Source organism: Erwinia aeris (genome assembly GCF_041224955.1).
In the GTDB taxonomy this organism is placed as follows: domain Bacteria; phylum Pseudomonadota; class Gammaproteobacteria; order Enterobacterales; family Enterobacteriaceae; genus Erwinia; species Erwinia aeris.
In genome coordinates this window covers 163,346-182,026 of the sequence record NZ_JBGFFX010000006.1, presented here as the reverse complement: position 1 = coordinate 182,026, position 18,681 = coordinate 163,346, and the positions used below count along the sequence as shown (strand labels likewise).

Sequence of the window (18,681 nt, the reverse complement as noted above, 5' to 3'; positions counted from 1 at the left end):
TGAGCGCGCACGCTTTATTTCAGCTAACATGCTGTTAAGAAAACAATAACCGCCCAGGAGAGACTTATGACGCGGCCACCATCAGGATTAACCGTAGACGAGGCGCTGGATAAGCTGGATGCCCTGTACGAAGCAGCGGTCAGCGCGCTGCGCCAGGCGATTACCACCTATGTCAGCGAAGGCACCTTGCCGGATGCGGCCAGCCGCGCCGCCGGCCTGTTTGTTTACCCGGAGCTGCGCGTCAGCTGGCAGGGTGATGCGGCGGGCCACAAGCTGTCGCGCGCCTTTGGCCGTTTTACCCGCCCCGGCAGCTATGCCACCACCATCACCCGCCCCGCGCTGTTTCGCCACTATCTTTCCGAACAGCTTTCCATGCTTTGCAGCGAGTATCCGGTAACGCTGGAAGTCAGGCCTTCGCAGCAGGAGATCCCTTTCCCTTACGTTATCGACGGCTCCAACCTGGGGCTGGATCGCAGCATGAGCGCCGGGCTGGCGCAGCATTTTCCGACTACCGAGCTGGCGCAAATTGGCGATGAGAACGCGGACGGCCTTTACCAGCCGGGCGAAAAGTTCCCTTTGTCGCATTTTGACGCGCTGCGCACCGACTTTTCACTGGCGCGACTGCGTCACTATACCGGCACGCCGGTCGAGCATTTTCAGTCGTGGGTGCTGTTTACCAACTACACCCGCTACGTTGACGAATTCGTGCGCTGGAGCTGCGAGCAGATAGCAGATCCGGATTCGCCTTACGAAGCGCTTTCCTGCGCGGGCAATATCTGCGTGACTGCCGAAACGCCGGATCCCCAGACCACTATTTCCGGCCTGGCGTGGAAAAACCACCAGATGCCGGCCTGGCATTTAATTGCCAAAGAGGGCCAGGGCATTACGCTGATTAATATCGGTGTTGGCCCCTCCAATGCGAAAACCATCTGCGATCATCTGGCGGTGCTGCGTCCGCATGCCTGGCTGATGATTGGCCACTGCGGCGGCCTGCGTGAAAGCCAGACGATTGGCGACTACGTGCTGGCTCACGCTTACCTGCGCGACGATCACGTGCTGGACGCGGTACTGCCGCCGGATATTCCGGTACCGAGCATTGCCGAAGTGCAGCGCGCCCTGTTTGACGCCACCAAACAGGTTAGCGGCATGCCGGGCGAAGAAGTTAAACAGCGCCTGCGTACCGGCACGGTGGTGACGACGGACGATCGCAACTGGGAGCTGCGCTATTCCGCCTCCGCTCTGCGGTTTAACCTCAGCCGCGCGGTAGCGGTGGATATGGAAAGCGCCACCATCGCGGCCCAGGGCTATCGCTTTCGGGTGCCTTACGGCACGCTGCTCTGCGTCTCCGATAAGCCGATCCACGGTGAGATCAAGCTGCCCGGCCAGGCTAACCGTTTTTACGAAGGCGCGATCTCTGAACATCTACAGATTGGCATCTGCGCGATAGATCTGCTGCGCGCGGAGGGCGATAAGCTGCATTCGCGTAAGCTTCGCACCTTTAACGAGCCGCCGTTCCGCTGAGCAACAGGGCGGAGGTAGAAGCCTCCGCCTGTCAGAGACTGATGTCGCCAAAGCCAGCAGCTGGTATCGCTAAAGTGGTCATTCTTATCTCCGGCGAAAAAGCATAAAAACGCCGCATTAAAACCGGGACGTGCCCTGCACCTCGATCCAGCGACGCTCCAGCGCAGAAACGGCTATCGCCTCCAGCACTTTCGATACCTGTAGCCCTTCGGCAAAGTCTGGCCACATCGGATCGCCCGCCGCGATACCGTTGATTAGATCCCGGATTTCCACCGTTTTTTGATCGTTAAAGCCGATGCCGTGTCCGGCAGAAATGCAAAAGGCAGCATAATCAGGATGCGCCGGGCCGGTCAGAATGGTTTTAAACCCCTGTCGTCCGGCGGCGTCCTCATGCTGATAAAGCGCCAGTTCCGCCATTCTCTCCTGGCTGTAGCGGATCGCTCCTTTCGTGCCGGTCACCACGTAGGTCAGCCCCATTTTGCTGCCGCAGGCGATACGCGACGTTTCAATCACGCCGTGCGCGCCGTTGGCAAAGCGCAGCAGCGCGCTGGCCTGATCTTCGTTTTCTACCTCGCGCAGCACGGCGGGATTTTTTGCATCGGGACGTTGCCCGATCACCGTCTGCATATCGCCAGAAACCTCGCGGATTTCGCCTACCAGATAATGCGCCATATTAACGATATGCGCGCCCAGGTCGCCAAGCGCACCCAGCCCGGCCAGCGCCTTCTGACAGTGCCAGTCCAGCGGTGCCTGCGGGCTGGCGAGATAATCTTCATTATGCGTGCCGTAAAAATGCACCACCTCGCCTATCTCGCCGCTGGCGATAATCTCTTTCGCCAGCTGGCTGGTAGGGTTTTTCATATAATTAAAGCCCACCAGCGTTTTCACCCCGGCCTGCGCGGCGGCCCGCGTCATCTCCTCGGCATCCGCCACGCTCAGCGCCAGCGGCTTTTCAGAATAGACATGCTTGCCGTGGCGGATAGCCTCCAGCGCCATTTCTTTGTGCAGAAAATTGGGCGCGCAGATATCCACCACGTCGATCGCCGGGTCTGCCGCCAGCTCGCGCCAGTCCCCTGTCCAGCGGGCAAAACCCAGCGCCGCGGCCTGCGCTTTGGCGACCGCCGGGCTGACCTCCGCCACCATCTCGCGCACGATCTCGCCTTTCAGCGCAAAGACGGTGGCCGCCTGCGCATAAGCAATCGCGTGGCAGCGTCCGATATAGCCGGTGCCGATCAAACCTATCCTGACCTTTTTCATTGGGGTTCCTTACGGGTGAACGAGGCGCGTCGATGGAATGTATATTTCAAAATCCGTCTGAACAATGTGAAAATGAAATAAACGTGATCATGCTGACGAAAATTGCTGCGTTATTCAGCGGTTACATTCACGGATTGCGAGGCGCTACGCAAAGCCTGGCCGACGGCGTTTTTCGCGTCGGGCGATGCCCGCCGCTTAATTGCCGATTAATGCAGCAGTCAGCGAAAAAAGTGCAAACAGGCTTTGACATCGCAAATCGCTATAGATATTATGCGCCCCGTTCCAACAATTCCTCTGTAGTTCAGTCGGTAGAACGGCGGACTGTTAATCCGTATGTCACTGGTTCGAGTCCAGTCAGAGGAGCCAGATTTGAAAAGCCCGCTCAGGGTTACCTGAGCGGGCTTTTTGCTTTTTGCCGGGCCAGCGCCGGTTAGCGCGCCGGCCCCTGCCACGCCTCTTGCGCTATATCAGCCACCGCTATTCCGCCCCCATCGGCCTGTTCAACCTCATTAATAAACAGGCGGCGGCGTTCGCCTGCGGGCAACGAGACAGCCAGCCGCCGCCATGCCGGTTTAAACTGTCCCTGGCGGGAAAAGCTTACCCGTACAGCATCCGCCTCGCAGCGCATCTCCCAGTGCAGCAACAGCGCCCGGCCTTCTTTATAACCCCATGATTCGCCATCGTCCTCAAAAAGACAGCCGCTGGCGGTGCCGATCCCCCTCTGCGGAAACAGAAGCAGCTCCCGGCTATCGTCGGCGCGGGCGTCAACATGCTGTAAACGCTCGCTTATCGGCAGCCCCGCTCCGGCACGTACCAGCAGCGGCAGCTTTTCCAGCGGCGCGGCGAGCGTGATCCACTGGCCGCCGCTGTACCACTGGTGCGTGTAAAAGTCGTACCAGCCGTTCGGGTTATCCGGCAGCCACAGGCGCCGCTCGCGCTGCCCCGGCTCTACCACGCTGGCCACCAGCAGGTCGCGACCCAGCATAAACTCGTCGCATTCCGCAAAGGTCTGCGCATCATGCTCATGGTCGAGGAAGGTCGGCCGCAGCATTGGCTCGTCTTCGCTATAAGCCTGCCAGAGCAACGTGTAGAGATAAGGCAGCAGGCGATAACGCAAGGCGATGGCTTCACGCACGGCTGGCGTGACGGCCGGATACATCCAGGGTTCGTTGACGGTGCCGTCATCGTTCCAGGAGTGAATTGTAAACCGAGGATGCATCACGCCGTTTTGCACCCAGCGCACAAAGAGTTCCGCGTCGGGCCTGTCGCCAGCGAAACCGCCCACGTCATGCCCCACATTATACAGGCCGGAAAGGCTCATCCCCAGGCCCATTCGGATGTTGTAACGAAGCGACTGCCAGCTGGTGCGGTTATCGCCGCTCCAGGTCTGCACATAGCGCTGCATCCCGGCGCAGCCCGAACGAGAGATCAGAAAAGGCCGTTGATCCGGCGCGAAGCGCTGCTGCGCCTCCATTGAGGCCCGCATCATTAACAGCGGCATGACCGGACGAAGATGCTTAATGGCTATCGCTTTTCCAAAGCCGTAACAGCGCGCCTCGCCATCCCAGATTTCATATTCATTGTTGTCGTTCCAGCTGGCATCAATGCCTTTTGCCAGCAGCTGACCGGTAAGATTTTCCTGCCACCAGGCGATGGCGCCAGGATGCGTGAAATCGAGGTGGGAACCTTCATCGTCCCAGAACACGGAGCGTTCCGGCGCATCGCTTTCTGAATCACGAATAAAGAAGCCCTTTTCCGCCACTTCCTGATAGCGGGGATGATCCTGTAGCAGGCAAGGTTTGATATTGGCCGCCAGCCGCAGGCCTGCCCGGTGAAAAGCCCCGGTCATCGCTTCCGGCTGCGGCACCTTGTCATGATTCCAGTGAAAGACATAGCGCTTGTTGTTAATCGAGGTATAGCCGGAAGAGAGCTGGAAAGAGTCGCAGGGGATCGCATGCTGTTGGCACAGCCGGATAAAATTTAACAGCTGGGCCTGCGCATCCGGCGCGTCCGTGTAGTGCATGGTAGAGCCGCTGTAGCCCAGGCTCCATTTCGGCCCGAAGCAGGTTTTTCCGGTCAGCCGGACAAAAGCTTTAGTGACGTCGACCAGCCGCGCGGCGGCAAAAAAGTAGTAATCGATATCGCCGCTTTCCGCCTGCCAGCGCCGATAGGGCGCATGATAATTATCCAGCTCGTTCCCCAAATCAAACCAGCTGCTGCTCAGGTTGTCGTAAAACAGCCCAAAACTGGCCCCGCTCCGATGGGTCAGCGTAAACGGCACGTGCTTATAAAGCGGATCGGTCGAGGCGGCGTTATAGCCCATAGCGTCCAGATTGCGCATCTCAAAACGCCTGCCGTTACGTTGCAGATCGCCCGCTTTTTCTCCCAGCCCATAATAGCGATCGTCGCTCATCCGCCGCTGATAGTGCGCCACGCCGTCGCCATGAGCGTTAAGCAGGTAAGCGCCGCTGGGGCGATCGCTGGCCAGAAACACCCACTCTCCGCCGCTATTCCGATAGTGCCATTCCAGCCACAGCGGCTGATGAACCGTCACCCGCAGCTGCTCCGTCGCGATAATCAGCCTGTCATCCTGCTCCGTCAGCGCGTAGCCCGGCAGGGAGAAACCCGCCAGGCTTTCACGCGGCCGCCCTTCCCAGGGCACATCCTCCTGCGGCGCAATGCTCCAGGTACGATCCAAAGCAAACTGCCCATGCCGTTTGAGCGTGACCCGGATTAGCGCCTGTTCCAGTACCGACAGGCACAGCAGATGGCGGTTATCCACCCTGAGCTCAATACTATTTTTGTCCGAAGCGTTCAGGCTCCAGTGCTTAAGCGTTTTCATCGTTATCTTCCCTTCAGGCGCGTGCGGCGCGGCGTTCAGCAATAAAAGCGATCAGAAACAGTGCGCCGATCAGATCGAAAAATCCCATCGCGATAAACAGCGGATTGAAGCCGATTTTGTCCGCCGTCAGGCCAATGAGCAGAGAAAAGAGAAAGCTGGCGATCCACGCGCAAGAGCCTCGCATGCCGTTTACGGTTGCCATTTCGCCTTTATCGAACTTTTCCACCACCAACGCGCTCAGCATGCAGGAGATAATCTGATGCCCGAAGCCGCCCACGGAAATCAAGGCAATCGCGATATAGGGATCTTTGGTAACGGCTACCAGCGCCAGCGATACCATCAGAAACGCGCCGGTGACCGAGCTGGCGACCACGCCGTTGACCTGCGTAAAGCCAAACAGGCGCGTATAGAGGCGCGTCAGATAGCCGCTGGCTATGCTGCCCAGATCGGCGGCCAGAAACGGCAGCCAGGCGAATAAGGCGATCTGCTTTAAATCCATACCCAGATCGTTTGCCAGATAGAGCGGCACCCAAAAACTTAATACGCCCCAGGCCGGTTCGGCCATAAAGGCCGGAATGGCTATCCCGTAGAATCGCTTGTTTTTGCCTACCGAACGCAGCGCGCGAAACAAGCTCTGTTTCACGGCGGGCGGTTCATTATCCTGCTGGATAAGGGCCAGCTCTTTTGCGCTCAGATTGGGATGGTCGGCCGGATTGTGATAAAAAAGCGCCCATAATCCGACCCACGCCATCGCCAGAAAGCCGGTAAACAGAAAAGCGCCCTGCCAGCCGAAGGCGGCGTGCGCAAAATAGATAATGGGTGGCGCCAGCATCGCGCCGATGGAAAAGCCCACGCCAGCCCAGCCGGCCGCAATCGGCCGCTCTTTTTTAGGAAACCACTCGCCCAGTACTTTGGCATTGGCGGGCGTGGCCGCCGCCTCTGCGCCGCCCATAACAAAACGCAGGATCGCCAGCTGTAGCCAGCCGCCCGCGCCGGCATGGAGCAAACAGGTCAATGCCCAGACGGTAGCGCAAATCAGGAATCCGATTTTCAGCCCGATAACGTCAATAAGCCAGCCGCAAACCGGCTGAAACAGGGTGTAGGCCAGTTGAAAAGCGCCCACGATCCAGGAATAGTGTTCCGTCGTGATGCCCAGGCTGGTTTTCAGCTCGGGCGCCAGAATAGCTAATGAATTGCGGGTGATATAGTTAACCGTGACGCCGGTTAAAAACAGGATGAGTACCCACCATCGCAGATTGGGGAAGGTACGTTTGCTGCCTGCTGCGCTTATTTGTCGCTCTAAACTGCGGTTCATCTGCTTCTCCCTTTCAATGACACCGCCCTGGCTTTGCGCCTGGCCACAATACTGGTCAACCAATTAAAGGCGAGGTCGTCCTGATTATCAATCGATCTGATACCGTAAAAGCATCAGCTCAGATGCGCCCACAGCCCGCAAGGGCAAGCTGCCGCAGGGACTTACTTCAGCAAAGCAGCACTGGCATCCGAGCTGGAGTGAAGCACAGTTCCTGTCAAGGGTCGCCAGGGTGATAATATATTTGTGATGAGGTTAACCAAATAATCCATTTTGGTTGACTTATTTATGCGGATAACTAATTCTGCCCGTAACAGAGCGGGACACCGTGCGGCCAGCCCGCGCTGTCCGTTAACGTGTGGCGGCACGCGTCGCGTTTAGCTAAGAGCATGGAGGTGAAAATGGAACAAACCTGGCGCTGGTATGGCCCCGAGGATCCCGTCTCGCTGGCAGATGCGAGACAGGCTGGCGCAACGGGCATCGTCACCGCCCTGCACGCTATTCCCAACGGCGAGGTGTGGTCACAAGAGGCGATCCGCGAGCGAAAGACGCTGATCGAAGCTGCCGGGCTGGTCTGGTCAGTGGTGGAAAGCGTCCCCGTTCATGAAGAGATCAAAACCCGTAGCGGGCAGTGCGAGCGGTGGATAGAAAATTATCAGCAAACGCTTCGCAACCTGGCCGCGTGCGGCATCACTACTGTTTGCTACAACTTTATGCCCGTGCTGGACTGGACGCGCACCGATCTGGGCTGGACTTTACCTGACGGGGCAAAGGCGCTGCGTTTCGATCAGATCGCCTTTGCCGTTTTCGATCTGCATCTTTTACAGCGGCCCGGTGCAGAACAGGATTACAGCGCCAGGGTGATTGCCGAAGCCAGAGAGCGGTTTATAACCATGAGCGAGGAAAGCAAGGCTCGTCTGGTGCGTAATATTATTGCCGGACTGCCGGGCGCGGAAGAAGGCTATACCCTGGATCGGCTGCGCGCGCAGCTTCGGCGCTATGCCGCTATCGATAAAGCCCGGCTGCGCGAAAATTTCAGCCACTTTTTACGCCATATTATTCCGGTAGCGGAAGCCGTCGGCGTGCGGATGGCGGTGCACCCGGACGATCCGCCGCGCCCTATTCTCGGTCTGCCGCGCATTGTCTCTGACGCTGAGGACTGGCAGTGGATGATCGACACGGTCAGCAGCATGGCTAACGGCTTTACCTTCTGTACCGGGTCGCTGGGCGTGCGGGCCGATAACGATCTGGTCGCCATATTTGAACAGTTCGCCCCGCGTATCTATTTTGCCCATCTGCGCGCCACCCGACGCGAAGAAAATCCCGCCAGCTTCCACGAGGCCCCTCACCTGGCGGGCGATGTCGATATGTATGCGGTAGTCAAAGCGATCGCCCACGAGGAACATCGGCGTAAAACGGCTGGCAAAGAAGATCTTATTCCGATGCGGCCCGATCATGGCCACCAGATGCTGGACGATTTGCACAAACAAACCAACCCCGGCTATTCGGCGATTGGCCGCCTGAAAGGCCTGGCGGAAGTGCGTGGCGTGGAGCTTGCAGTTCATCGCGCCTTTTTTTAGTGCCTGCTGAGTGAGCATTGCTGTTTAAGGATAATGATTTATGGGCTGCCGGGCGGCATGGCGCGGGATATCTGCATCAACAATGCGGCGCGCTGTTTCGCGCCGTAGTCTTTGTCGTCCGGCCTGGTCAATTGCTGCCCGCAGCTGGCCCGCCCGCTGCCATCAATATGCTATAGTCAGCCGCTCACGGCGGTGATAACACCGGTCAGCCCAGCAACTTAAAAGAACATGATGAAATTAACTCCCTCTCAACAGCGGCCCTACCAGGAAGTCGGCGAAATGCTTCGTAAGCTGATCGCGCAAAAGCCTTACGCCGTCGGCGAGCGTCTGCCGCCTGAACGTGAAATCGCCGAAAAGCTGAACGTGACCCGAACTCTGGTGCGAGAAGCGCTGATCATGCTGGAGCTGGAAGGACTGGTTGAAGTCCGGCGCGGCGCGGGGATTTTCGTACTGGCCGATCGCGCTACGCCGCAGGCGCCTGCGGCGGCGGAAAGCGCCTGTAACGACGCCGGCCCGTTTGAAATGCTGCAGGCGCGGCAGCTGCTGGAAAGCAATATCGCCGGGTTCGCGGCCATCCAGGCCACGCGCGACGATATCCGCAAAATGCGCCAGGCGCTGGAGCTGGAGGAGCAGGAGCTGGCTTCCGGCGCGGTCAATGAAACCGAAAACGGCGACATGAACTTTCATCTGGCGATAGCCCAGGCGACGCACAACAGTATGCTGGTCGAACTGTTTAAGCAGTCCTGGCAGTGGCGCGAAAACAATACCATGTGGAGCCAGCTACACCGCCACCTCGATAACACCCACTACCGTAAAGAGTGGCTGAGCGATCATAAAAAGATCCTCGTGGCGCTGATTAAAAAGGATGCCCGCGCGGCGAAGCTGGCCATGTGGCAGCATCTGGAAAACGTAAAGCACCGCCTGCTGCAGTTCTCCGACGTGGACGATCTCGATTTTGACGGCTATCTGTTTGATTCCTGGCCGCTGGATACGGCCAACGGCCAGGCCGATCTTAGCTGAGATCGCTGCCGTTGCTGGCAATTACCTGCTGATACCAGTAGAAGGATTTTTTCTTATAGCGGTTGCCGGTGCCGGAGATAGTGTCGTCCAGATCGACATAGATAAAGCCGTAGCGCTTGCTCATTTCGCCGGTGGACATGCTGACCAGGTCGATGCAGCCCCACGGCGTGTAGCCCATCAGCTCGACGCCGTCGTCAATCGCTTCCGCCATCGCTTCAATATGCTGGCGCAGATAGTTGATGCGGTAGTCGTCTTCCACCCGGAAGTTTTCATCCGGCTTATCAATGGCGCCCAGGCCGTTTTCGACAATAAACAGCGGCTTCTGGTAGCGATCGTAGAGCTGATTCAGCCCGATGCGCAGGCCGACAGGATCGATTTCCCAGCCCCAGTCGCTGGCCTCCAGGAACGGGTTACGCGCGCCGCCCAGCAGATTGCCCTGAGCGGATTCCGCTTCCGCGGTTTTATTGATGGTGGTGGACATGTAGTAGCTGAAGCCGATGTAATCCACGGTATGCGCTTTGATTAACGCCATGTCGCCCGGCTGGATATCCAGCGTCACGCCCAGCGATTTCCACAGGCTTTTGGCGTAATAAGGGTAGTCGCCCTTTGCCTGCACGTCGGCGCAGTAGAAGTTAAACGACTGCATCTCTTTCAGCGTGGCCAGCTGATTAAGCGGGTTACAGTCAAAGGCATAGGCGGTAGCGTAGATAATCATGCAGCCAATCTGAATGGCGGGATTGGTTTCGTGCGCGATTTTCACCGCCATGCTGCTGGCGACAAACTGGTTATGCCACGCCTGGAACTTCGCCTGCGGATCCAGCGCGCCGGTTTTTACCGTCAGGCTCTGGCTCATCATCGGGAAATGTACCGCGCTGTTGATCTCGTTAAAGGTCATCCAGTACTTTACTTTCTGGCCGTAGCGTTCCAGCACCGTCCGGGCAAAGCGTTCAAAATGCTCAATGATTTCACGATTTTTCCAGCCGCCGAATTCGGTGGCGAGATGCAGCGGCATTTCATAATGGGAAAGGGTGATAACCGGCTCGATGCCGTGCGCAAGACAGGTAGCAATCACCTCATCATAATGACGCAGGCCCGCTTCGTTGGGCTGCTGCTCAACGCCGTTTGGATAGATGCGGGTCCAGGCAATGGAGAAGCGATAGCACTTAAAGCCCATCTCCTTAAACAGCGCGATATCCTCGCGGAAGCGGTGATAGTGATCGATGCCTTTATGGTTGGGATAGGTGTAGCGGGAAGGGTCGAGGGTGAAATCAAAATCAGGCGAGGAAACGATAGCCAGGCGGGACTTGCCGCCGGGAATGGCGTCCACGATGGAAAGCCCTTTGCCATCCTCGTTGTAGGCGCCTTCTACCTGATTCGCGGCGGTCGCGCCGCCCCACATAAAGCCTTGCGGAAATCTTTCTTTCATTGCATTCATCCTTTTTAAAACGGCAAGTTTTAACGGCAATTGATGACAAGATTTGTACCAGCGACGATTTTAAAGCAAAAGCAGGATGGCAGACAGGAAAGAAGCCGATTAATGCCGTGCGGGCACAATGGTCAGCGCTATGCGTTCTGCCAGCTCCAGCACTTTAAACCAGGTGCCGTGATCCTGTAGCAGAGAACGGGAAACGCCCGTGGGCCGTAGCGTTTTTACGCCGAGGCGATCGCCAAAAAGCACGATGGCGCGCGCCGCGTCATCCTGTCTGGATATCCAGAGCAATCCCTGCGCCTGCGGACACTGGCAATAAATAGCTTCGGCCCATTTTCGGGTGGCCGGATAGCAATCTTTTTCGGTATCGATTAGCTGGCTACGCTTCAGGCCGAGCTTGTGTAAAGCCAGGCTGCGTAAATCCACCAGCCTCAGCGCTTCCGTTACCTCAATAACCGAGTGCTGCTGGCCGGTAAACTTTGCCTTGTCCATGCTTTTGAACCCGGCGGTATGCGGAACGTCGTGAAACAGCGTTTCCATCAGCGCGCAGGAAAACGTCGTACCGGCATACAGCGTGGGAATAGCGCGATCTTCCTCATCTTTAATGGGGCTGAATCGCGCATTGCCTTTAAGGCCCGGATTAAACTGCGTCGCTTGATATTTATCCAGATGGATACGGTGTAGCTTTTCACCGGCGTTAAGGAGCGTCAGGGTAACAGCAAGCTCTGCCGTGGGAGCGGGAAGCAGTAAAGCATCGGCAGAGCTAGCCATGTTCAACGCCTTCTACCTCATCTTTCGCTGCTTCTATTACCTGTTCCGGGCTGCTGAGCAGCAAATCCTGCGGACGCCTGCCGCCCAGGGCGCTGTTGTCGGCCCGAAACCAGTAGGCCATTCCCCAACCGTCCTTGCTATCGGTGAAGATTTTTATGATTTCCGCCAGCGCCTTACAGGGCCGGAACCCGGTGTCCGCCGCCAGAGCCCAGGCAGGATAGTAATCAATACCGTGATGCTGAATGGTAAAAATCTGCTGCTGTTTTTTCCACTTATGCGGCTGCGCGCTGGGGTTGCGCGCGCTGAACCCGGCCAGCCCGGCCACTTCTGCCGCCGTCAGCCAGTCTCCGCTTTCCAGTACGGCCTTACGGGCCTGGATCAGCATAGCGGCTTCTTTCAGCAACGTTGGCGAGACCGGCGCCGACGGCAGCATGATTTCCGCCAGCCGCTCCAGCGATGACTGCTCCTGACGCTCCCGCAGCACCTCAAGCAAAGAAACGGTCATGTTCATAATGTTTTCCGTTAACGTCTCGACCACGCCCGGTTGTTGATGAACAAAGGTCATGGCCAATACGCGATCGGCCTGAGACTTATTTAAACGGGCCTGGATCTCTTTCGGAGTGCCTACCAGCGTCGCGATACCTGAAGAACCCGGAATGGCGCTCATAGCTTTATCCTTGGTGATGGTAGTTATGAGCAATATAACATAACCATCATTACTGACAAGGTCGCTTTTTGAACGGAAACGTAAAGATAAAGCCCCGACGTCAGCGATCGGGGCAACGGATTACAGCGCGACGCGCATCACCTCGTCAGGCGCGGCGACTTCCTGTTTGCGGGAAGAAGCCTGCTTAACGGAGATATACAACGTCTGACCATCCGGCGACAGCGCAAGGCTGTTTGGATGGGTCGGCGCCTTAAGGGTTTTGACAACTTTATAGGTTTTGCCGTCAATAATGCTGACTTCGCCCGCCTCACGGTGGGTCACATAAATTTCATTGCGCTGCGGATTAAACAGCACCGCCAGCGATTTTGGCACGGCGACCTTCTGTATGACCTTGCCGTCTTCGGTGTTCACCACCAGCAGCTCAGGCTGCTTAGAGTCGGTGATAAAGGCGCGATGCGTGGCCGGATCCAGGCTGATATTCAGAAAGAAGTGCTCGCCCTCTGCCAGCTTCACTTTGCCAAGCAGCCTATTGCTGGCGGTGTCGAAAGTGAAGAGTTCGTTATCGCCGCCGGTGGCGTAAAGGCGGTGCGCGGCGGTGTCCAGCGTCAGGCCGGTAGCGTGCTTGCCTAAGCCCTCCAGCGTATGGCGCAGCGTCAGCTTATCGCCATCCACCACCCAGATGCGGCTCTCTTCGCCCACGCCGCCGATATAAACCGTATTGGTATTTTCATCTACCGCCAGCTCACGCGGCGCCAGCGGACGGAAATTTTCGCTGCGCGGACGCGCATCCAGCACCAGACGTCCTTTTACCTGACCGCTTTTTACATCGATCGCAGTGACCGTGCTGTCCAGCGTGTTGCCGACAAAAAGCGTGTCGGTTTTATTGTTGATTGCCGTACCAAAGGGCTTGAGGTCGTTGTGGATCGCCTGAGTAATGGCCAGGGTCTGCGGATCGAGGCGGTAAACCACGCCGCCCTTATCCAGCTGGCGGCTGCCGGAAGTGGCCACATACAGCGCCTGCTGCGACGGGCTGTAAGCCATTTCATAAGCGCCTTTGGCAACGGGCTGGCGCAGCGGTTCAGCGGTTTCACTGTGGGCGGGGATCGCGGCGGCAAACAGCGCCAGCGTTAACAGGTAGCCTTTTCCACGGCTGAAGGTAGCGTTCATATTCTCTCCATGTAACTGAATGATCAGAGGTAAAGCGGCCCGACGCGCTGTCTTGCGGCGGCGGGCCGAAAATTAGCCCAGCAGCGCCGTGGTCAATCTTGCGGTACAGCAGCGCCTGTCCCTATCGTCATAGATAGCGATTTCCCAGACCTGCTGGCTTCTGCCCAGATGCAGCGGCTGACACACGCCGCGCACCAGGCCGCCGGTCACGGCGCGATGGTGGCTGGCATTAATCTCCGTGCCGACCACGCACTGCCCTTCCTGGCTGGTCAAAAAGCCGGCCATCGATCCTAACGTTTCCGCCAGCGCGACCGACGCGCCGCCGTGCAGCAGGCCAAAAGGCTGCTGCGTACGGGCATCGACCGGCATGGTCGCCTCCAGCCTGGCCTCTTCCAGCAGCGTAAAGGTCATGCCCAGATGGGCGACCATCGATCCGTCGCCCATGCGGTTAAGCTCATCCAGACTCAGCTGGCGCTTCCAGATAGATTTTGTCATTACGCCCCCAGCGTGCTGCCACCGTCGATCACAATATCCTGCATCGTGATATGGCTGGCTTGATCGGACGCAAGGAACAGGATGGTGCTGGCGACCTCCTCTGGCCGGGCGATTTTGCCCAGCGGAATACCGACTTTAAACTGCTCCGCGAAGCCGCGAATGCGCTGCTGTTCGGCATCCGGGCTTTTCCACAGCGTGCGCTGCATATCGGTATCGGTCGAGCCTGGCGACACCAAGTTGCAGCGCACGCCGAAAGAGGCCAGCTCCAGGCCAACCGTCAGGCTGAGGCTGCGCAGCGCCGCTTTCGACGCGCCGTAGGCCGACATGCCGATGCGCGGACAGTGCGCAGCGTCCGACGCCACGGTGACGATAGCGCCGCCGCGCTGCTCGCGGAACCACGGCATGGTCTGCTGGAACAGGTTAAACGCGCCGCCGACGTTGACGGCCATCACCGCTTCCCAGTCCGCCACGTCCAGCTCATCCGTCGCGCCCATCCGCAGAATGCCCGCACCGTTGACCAGCACGTCCAGTCGCGGCGTTTCCGGCCGCAGCCGTTGGCATACCGCTTTTACCTGCTGCGCGTCGGCCACGTTCAGCTCCACGGTCTGAAACGGGTAATCGGCCTGCGGGAAAGCGAGATCCAGCCCGACTACCGTCGCGCCCGCCTCGTGAAAGGCCAGCGCGGTGGCATAGCCAATGCCTTTACCGGCACCGGTTACCCAGATATGTTTATTGGTAAAATCGAGGCTCATGCGCGCTCCCGCGACAGCAGACGCCACCAGGCCGCCAGCGTCGGCTCTTTCGCCAGCATCACAAAATCGATATCGCCGTAAACTTTACGCCAGCGCGCCGCCAGCGCCATCATGCGCACCGAATCCAGGCCGTAATCGATCAGGTTCTCATCCTCTTCCGGCGTTTCGTCCTCATCCAGCATCGGTTGCACCAGCGCGCGCAGCTGCGCCATGCTCAGCGGCACCGGCAGCAGATCTTCCGTCAGCACCACTTTCCCGGCGCGACCGGCGGTGTATTTCAGCGCCATCAGGTGCTCGTCGCGGCTGAAGTCAGCCAGCGCATCCGCCACCATAAAGGGCTGGATATCCCGCATAAAGGCATCGATAGCGGTGGTCAGGCAGCCGATATGCGCGTACACGCCGCAGATAATCAGCTGGTCGCGGCCGGTCTCTTTCAGGTGCTGCTCCAGCGGCGAGCGATGGAAGGCGCTGTAGCGCCATTTCACCAGCACTTCGTCACCCTCTTCCGGCGCCAGTTCGGCTACGACTTTCTGCTGCTCCGGATGTTTATTCAGCCCCGGCCCCCACATATCGTTCAGCAGCGCGCGGTCTTTATCGCTTTGATGATTAGGCTGCGCCGTGTAGTAAACCGGAATGCCGTTCTGGCGGCAGTATTCACGCAGCGCGGCGATATTGCTGATGACCTGTTTGATCATCGGGCAGTCTTCGCCCCAGAAATTAATAAAATAGTTCTGCATATCGTGGATCAGCAGCGCGCCCCTGGCGGGTTCAAACGTCCATTTGACCTTGTTTTCTGGCAGGTCGGCGGCGGCAGGCAGCGCATAGGCTTTTAGTGCAGGGATAGTCATTTTTTCTCCGGAATTCAGTTGGTCTGGCTGGCGGCCAGCTGTTGACGCAGGCGTTTTTTATCCACTTTACCGACGGGCGTCAGCGGCAGTTCGTCAACGGTTTCAATACGATCGGGCAGCTTGTAGTCCGCCACGCCAAGCTCGCGCAGATAGCGGCGGATCTCTACGGCGCGCACGGGACGTTTGCCCACGATAAAGGCGCAGCTTTTTTCGCCCAGCAGGCTGTCCTCCATCGAAACCAGCGCAACGTGCAGAATGGCCTCGTGGCGTAACAGCAGGTTTTCGATCTCTTCAGCGGCAATTTTCTCACCGCCGCGATTGATCTGATCTTTTTCGCGGCCCTGCACGCAGATATAGCCGTCCGGCGTAATGGAGACCAGGTCGCCGGAACAATAGAAGCCGTTGGCGTCAAAGGCCTGCGCGTTGTGCTCCGGGCTGCGGTAATAGCCGCGGAAGGTGTACGGGCCGCGCGTCATCAGCCGTCCGGTTTCGCCCTGCGGCAGCGGATTGCCCTGCTCGTCCGCTACCCAGACCTCATCGTCCGGGCTCATCGGCGTGCCCTGCGTCGAGAAGATGTGCCACTCGTCGTCGGTCAGCTGCGTATAGTTGACCAGCCCTTCCGCCATGCCGAAGACCTGTTGCAGCCGGCAGCCGATTTCTGCCGGAATGCGTGCCGCCAGCGCTTCGCTTAAGCGCGCGCCGCCCACCTGCAACAGCTGGAGCGAGCCAAGCGCCCGATTGCTGCCCCACTCCTGAATCGCCTGTAGCCAGAGGCTGACCGCTGGCGGCACCAGCGCCGTCGCCGTAATCTGGTGTTTTTCAATCAGCGGGAAACAAAGGTTGGCGCTCGGATCGCCTGCCAGCACCACCAGGCCGCCGCCATAAAACACGCCGAAGGCGCCCGGCGAACTGAGCGGATAGTTGTGCGCGGCGGGCAAAGCGCAGAGATAGCGGGTTTTTTCGTTAAAGCAACAGACTTCCACGCTGCGGCGGATGCTGTAGTAGTAGTCGTTATGGGTACGCGGGATCAGCTTGGGCGTGCCGGTACTGCCGCCGGAAAGCTGGAAAAACGCGACTTCGTCAGCGGCGGAAGGCGCAGCGACAAACTCGCCTTGCGCCTCGTCAATTAAGGCCGCAAGCGAGGTATCGTCCTCACGAGCGTTGCGCAGCACCACCTCACGCAGCGACGGATAGCGCTGGCGCAGCGGTTGCAGATAGTCGTCGGTGGCGAACAGCGCGTGCTGACGATCGGCGATCAGCAAAGCAGGCTCAATCTGGCTGGCGTAGGCGTCCAGCTCCTGGCGCTGATGGCTGAACAGCGCGTTGACCGGCGCTACGCCGAGCTTAAGCAGTGCAAACAGCACGATATAGAATTCAGCCACGTTGCCCAGCTGCACCAGCGCGGTATCGCCGCACTTCAGGCCGCGACGCTGTAAGGCCGCCGCCAGACGGGTGCTGGCGCTCTCCAGCTGCCGGTAGCTGTATGCGCGGTCGCCGTCGATCAGCGCCGTTTCCGTGCTGTCGGCATGGCGAGTTAAAATATCCGTTAGCGGCAGATCCAGCCAGTAGCCTTTTTCACGGTAGCGGGCCGCAAAATCGTCGGGCCAGCGGGAATAGGAAATCGTCATAAAATAGCCTTATTGCAGTCCAAATACGTGCAGCATGGTGCTGAGCTTGACGCCGGTTTCGCGCCATTCCGATTCCGGCGAAGAGGCCGGAACGATGCCCGCGCCGGCGAACAGGCGAATGTTTTTTCCGGCCAGCGTGCCGCAGCGAATGGTCACCACCCATTCGCCGTTGCCTTCGTCATCGCACCAGCCGACGATGCCGCCGAACAGCTCGCGGTTAAACGGCTCCAGCTTTTCAATCCACTCGCAAGCGGCAGCGTGCGGATAACCGCTCAGCGCGGGCGTAGGATGCAGCAGGCAGGCGAGCGACAGCGCCGTTTCCTCAGCCGCTGCGGCTTTGCCTTCAATCGCGGTAGCAAGGTGCCACAGCGTCGAAGTGGTGATCAGCTCCGGCTTGTCCGGCACCGCCAGAGAGCGGCTGCGCGGTTTCAGCACGTCGTACATGGCGCTGGTCACCAGGCGGTGCTCGTAGCGATCTTTTTGCGAGTACATCAGCTTTTCGCCTACCGCAAGATCGCGCGCTTTGTCGCTGCGATCGCGTCTGGCCGAGCCCGCCAGCGGCAGCGAAGTGTAGGTTTCGCCCGACTTACGCAGCAGCAGCTCCGGGCTGGCGCCCAGCAGCGTGCTGCCGTCGGCCAGCGGAACATGGAAGTGATAGCTGCCAGGGTTGAGCGCAATCAGGCGATCCATTAACGCCGTAGCCTGCACCGGCTCGGCGGTAGTGATATCGATCAGACGCGAGAGCACCACTTTATCCAGGCCAGGCTGGGCGGTCGCTTCCGCTGCTTTCGCCACCATCTCCATAAATTCAGCCTGTTCAGGAATGTTCTGGCGCGCGGTAATTACCGGCTCTACGGCAGAGCTCGCCTGCTGCGCCGACTCTGGCTGCTGCTGGCGGGAGAATGCCTCATGACGCTCAGGAATAAATAGCGCGGAAGGCTGGCGCGTATCAAAGGGGATGGCGCCAACCATCACCGGGCGCGTAATCCCTTTGGCCCTGGCCGCGGCAAAGGCGCTGCGTACCTGCTGCTGGAAAGCGCCCTGCAGGTTGTCGCCGTCGGCGGCGGGACAGGTAATTTCGGCAAAGCGACCAGTGGTGATAAAGCTTTTCCACGGCGATGCGAAGAAAAAGCTCTCAGATGAGAGAGAAACTGATGGTTTAACTGCATCAGCGCAAAGCGTCTCCATAACGGCCTCCAGCCACAACGATAAAAAGTATAATAATGATTATCATTTGCATTATTACCGCGTAACTTTAAGTAAATTCTTTGTGATGTCAAGCAACGTTTCGCAGTTTAAAACAGTGCAAAACACCACGCCGCGACCGGGCGCAACGTTTGCGCCGTTATTAGCATCATTTGGCAGCATTACCTGCCGCCAGGGCAGGCAAGG

General features: G+C 58.5%; 15 protein-coding genes and 1 tRNA gene. 4 read left to right on the top strand and 12 right to left on the bottom strand.

Features of this window, described 5'->3' with window-relative positions; translation table 11 throughout:
- Positions 1 to 66 precede the first annotated feature (66 nt).
- A complete protein-coding gene (locus AB6T85_RS11950; protein ID WP_301251040.1) occupies positions 67 to 1,521 on the top strand; it encodes an AMP nucleosidase in 1,455 nt (484 codons plus the stop codon).
- Between the two features lie 117 nt (positions 1,522 to 1,638).
- On the opposite strand, the gene AB6T85_RS11945 is transcribed toward AB6T85_RS11950, so the two are convergent.
- Positions 1,639 to 2,778 carry a Gfo/Idh/MocA family protein gene (locus tag AB6T85_RS11945; RefSeq protein WP_253460258.1) on the bottom strand — a complete coding sequence of 380 codons (1,140 nt, stop codon included), beginning with the start codon at positions 2,776 to 2,778 and terminating at the stop codon, positions 1,639 to 1,641.
- 290 nt (positions 2,779 to 3,068) lie between these two features.
- On the opposite strand from AB6T85_RS11945, the gene AB6T85_RS11940 reads away from it, so the two are divergent.
- Positions 3,069 to 3,144 (top strand) — tRNA-Asn (locus AB6T85_RS11940).
- Positions 3,145 to 3,208: 64 nt separating this feature from the next.
- On the opposite strand, the gene AB6T85_RS11935 is transcribed toward AB6T85_RS11940, so the two are convergent.
- Both AB6T85_RS11935 and AB6T85_RS11930 read right to left on the bottom strand, forming a co-directional pair.
- Positions 3,209 to 5,620, bottom strand: a complete 2,412-nt coding sequence (locus AB6T85_RS11935; protein WP_369895661.1) for a glycoside hydrolase family 31 protein — start codon at positions 5,618 to 5,620, stop codon at positions 3,209 to 3,211.
- 13 nt (positions 5,621 to 5,633) lie between these two features.
- Positions 5,634 to 6,935 (bottom strand): MFS transporter, encoded by a 1,302-nt coding sequence (locus AB6T85_RS11930; RefSeq protein WP_369895660.1) that lies wholly within the window; start codon positions 6,933 to 6,935, stop codon positions 5,634 to 5,636.
- A gap of 398 nt (positions 6,936 to 7,333) precedes the next feature.
- Here AB6T85_RS11930 and uxuA point away from each other — a divergent pair, with 398 nt between their 5' ends.
- Both uxuA and uxuR read left to right on the top strand, forming a co-directional pair.
- Entirely contained in the window at positions 7,334 to 8,512 is a 1,179-nt protein-coding gene (uxuA, locus tag AB6T85_RS11925) for a mannonate dehydratase (protein ID WP_369895659.1), read from the top strand.
- A 231-nt stretch (positions 8,513 to 8,743) separates the two neighbouring features.
- Positions 8,744 to 9,532 (top strand): Uxu operon transcriptional regulator, encoded by a 789-nt coding sequence (gene uxuR, locus AB6T85_RS11920; protein ID WP_301251161.1) that lies wholly within the window; start codon positions 8,744 to 8,746, stop codon positions 9,530 to 9,532.
- On the opposite strand, the gene AB6T85_RS11915 is transcribed toward uxuR, so the two are convergent.
- From AB6T85_RS11915 to AB6T85_RS11875, 9 genes are all read right to left on the bottom strand, one after another.
- Entirely contained in the window at positions 9,525 to 10,958 is a 1,434-nt protein-coding gene (locus AB6T85_RS11915; protein ID WP_369895658.1) for a glycoside hydrolase family 1 protein, read from the bottom strand. The two genes, uxuR and AB6T85_RS11915, sit on opposite strands and share 8 nt — an antisense overlap.
- 108 nt (positions 10,959 to 11,066) lie before the next feature.
- The gene (locus AB6T85_RS11910; RefSeq protein ID WP_301251062.1) at positions 11,067 to 11,732 is read right to left on the bottom strand and encodes an RES family NAD+ phosphorylase; all 666 of its coding nucleotides are present in this window, start codon (positions 11,730 to 11,732) and stop codon (positions 11,067 to 11,069) included.
- On the bottom strand, positions 11,725 to 12,399 hold the full coding sequence (locus tag AB6T85_RS11905) for an antitoxin Xre/MbcA/ParS toxin-binding domain-containing protein (protein ID WP_301730432.1): 675 nt from the start codon (positions 12,397 to 12,399) through the stop codon (positions 11,725 to 11,727). Before AB6T85_RS11905 ends, AB6T85_RS11910 begins: the two co-directional genes overlap by 8 nt.
- 120 nt (positions 12,400 to 12,519) lie before the next feature.
- Positions 12,520 to 13,566, bottom strand: coding sequence for a 7-bladed beta-propeller protein YncE (gene yncE, locus AB6T85_RS11900; protein WP_369895657.1), 1,047 nt, complete (start codon positions 13,564 to 13,566; stop codon positions 12,520 to 12,522).
- A gap of 72 nt (positions 13,567 to 13,638) precedes the next feature.
- Positions 13,639 to 14,061: a hotdog fold thioesterase gene (locus AB6T85_RS11895; protein WP_253460240.1), complete on the bottom strand. Its 423-nt coding sequence runs from the start codon at positions 14,059 to 14,061 to the stop codon at positions 13,639 to 13,641.
- Positions 14,061 to 14,813 carry a 2,3-dihydro-2,3-dihydroxybenzoate dehydrogenase gene (dhbA, locus tag AB6T85_RS11890; protein ID WP_253460237.1) on the bottom strand — a complete coding sequence of 251 codons (753 nt, stop codon included), beginning with the start codon at positions 14,811 to 14,813 and terminating at the stop codon, positions 14,061 to 14,063. The genes AB6T85_RS11895 and dhbA overlap by 1 nt, the downstream gene beginning before the upstream one ends.
- Positions 14,810 to 15,661, bottom strand: coding sequence for an isochorismatase (locus AB6T85_RS11885; RefSeq protein WP_253460234.1), 852 nt, complete (start codon positions 15,659 to 15,661; stop codon positions 14,810 to 14,812). Before AB6T85_RS11885 ends, dhbA begins: the two co-directional genes overlap by 4 nt.
- Before the next feature lie 14 nt (positions 15,662 to 15,675).
- Complete coding sequence (locus AB6T85_RS11880) at positions 15,676 to 17,289, bottom strand: (2,3-dihydroxybenzoyl)adenylate synthase (RefSeq protein WP_301251064.1); 1,614 nt, start codon at positions 17,287 to 17,289, stop codon at positions 15,676 to 15,678.
- A gap of 9 nt (positions 17,290 to 17,298) precedes the next feature.
- Positions 17,299 to 18,477: an isochorismate synthase gene (locus AB6T85_RS11875; protein WP_369895655.1), complete on the bottom strand. Its 1,179-nt coding sequence runs from the start codon at positions 18,475 to 18,477 to the stop codon at positions 17,299 to 17,301.
- Positions 18,478 to 18,681 lie beyond the last annotated feature (204 nt).

Coding starts and splice junctions, on each gene's coding strand:
- AB6T85_RS11950 (WP_301251040.1), top strand. CDS start 67: ATGACGCGGCCACCATCAGGATTAACCGTAGACGAGGCGCTGGATAAG.
- AB6T85_RS11945 (WP_253460258.1), bottom strand. CDS start 2,778: ATGAAAAAGGTCAGGATAGGTTTGATCGGCACCGGCTATATCGGACGC.
- AB6T85_RS11935 (WP_369895661.1), bottom strand. CDS start 5,620: ATGAAAACGCTTAAGCACTGGAGCCTGAACGCTTCGGACAAAAATAGT.
- AB6T85_RS11930 (WP_369895660.1), bottom strand. CDS start 6,935: ATGAACCGCAGTTTAGAGCGACAAATAAGCGCAGCAGGCAGCAAACGT.
- uxuA (WP_369895659.1), top strand. CDS start 7,334: ATGGAACAAACCTGGCGCTGGTATGGCCCCGAGGATCCCGTCTCGCTG.
- uxuR (WP_301251161.1), top strand. CDS start 8,744: ATGAAATTAACTCCCTCTCAACAGCGGCCCTACCAGGAAGTCGGCGAA.
- AB6T85_RS11915 (WP_369895658.1), bottom strand. CDS start 10,958: ATGAAAGAAAGATTTCCGCAAGGCTTTATGTGGGGCGGCGCGACCGCC.
- AB6T85_RS11910 (WP_301251062.1), bottom strand. CDS start 11,732: ATGGCTAGCTCTGCCGATGCTTTACTGCTTCCCGCTCCCACGGCAGAG.
- AB6T85_RS11905 (WP_301730432.1), bottom strand. CDS start 12,399: ATGAGCGCCATTCCGGGTTCTTCAGGTATCGCGACGCTGGTAGGCACT.
- yncE (WP_369895657.1), bottom strand. CDS start 13,566: ATGAACGCTACCTTCAGCCGTGGAAAAGGCTACCTGTTAACGCTGGCG.
- AB6T85_RS11895 (WP_253460240.1), bottom strand. CDS start 14,061: ATGACAAAATCTATCTGGAAGCGCCAGCTGAGTCTGGATGAGCTTAAC.
- dhbA (WP_253460237.1), bottom strand. CDS start 14,813: ATGAGCCTCGATTTTACCAATAAACATATCTGGGTAACCGGTGCCGGT.
- AB6T85_RS11885 (WP_253460234.1), bottom strand. CDS start 15,661: ATGACTATCCCTGCACTAAAAGCCTATGCGCTGCCTGCCGCCGCCGAC.
- AB6T85_RS11880 (WP_301251064.1), bottom strand. CDS start 17,289: ATGACGATTTCCTATTCCCGCTGGCCCGACGATTTTGCGGCCCGCTAC.
- AB6T85_RS11875 (WP_369895655.1), bottom strand. CDS start 18,477: ATGGAGACGCTTTGCGCTGATGCAGTTAAACCATCAGTTTCTCTCTCA.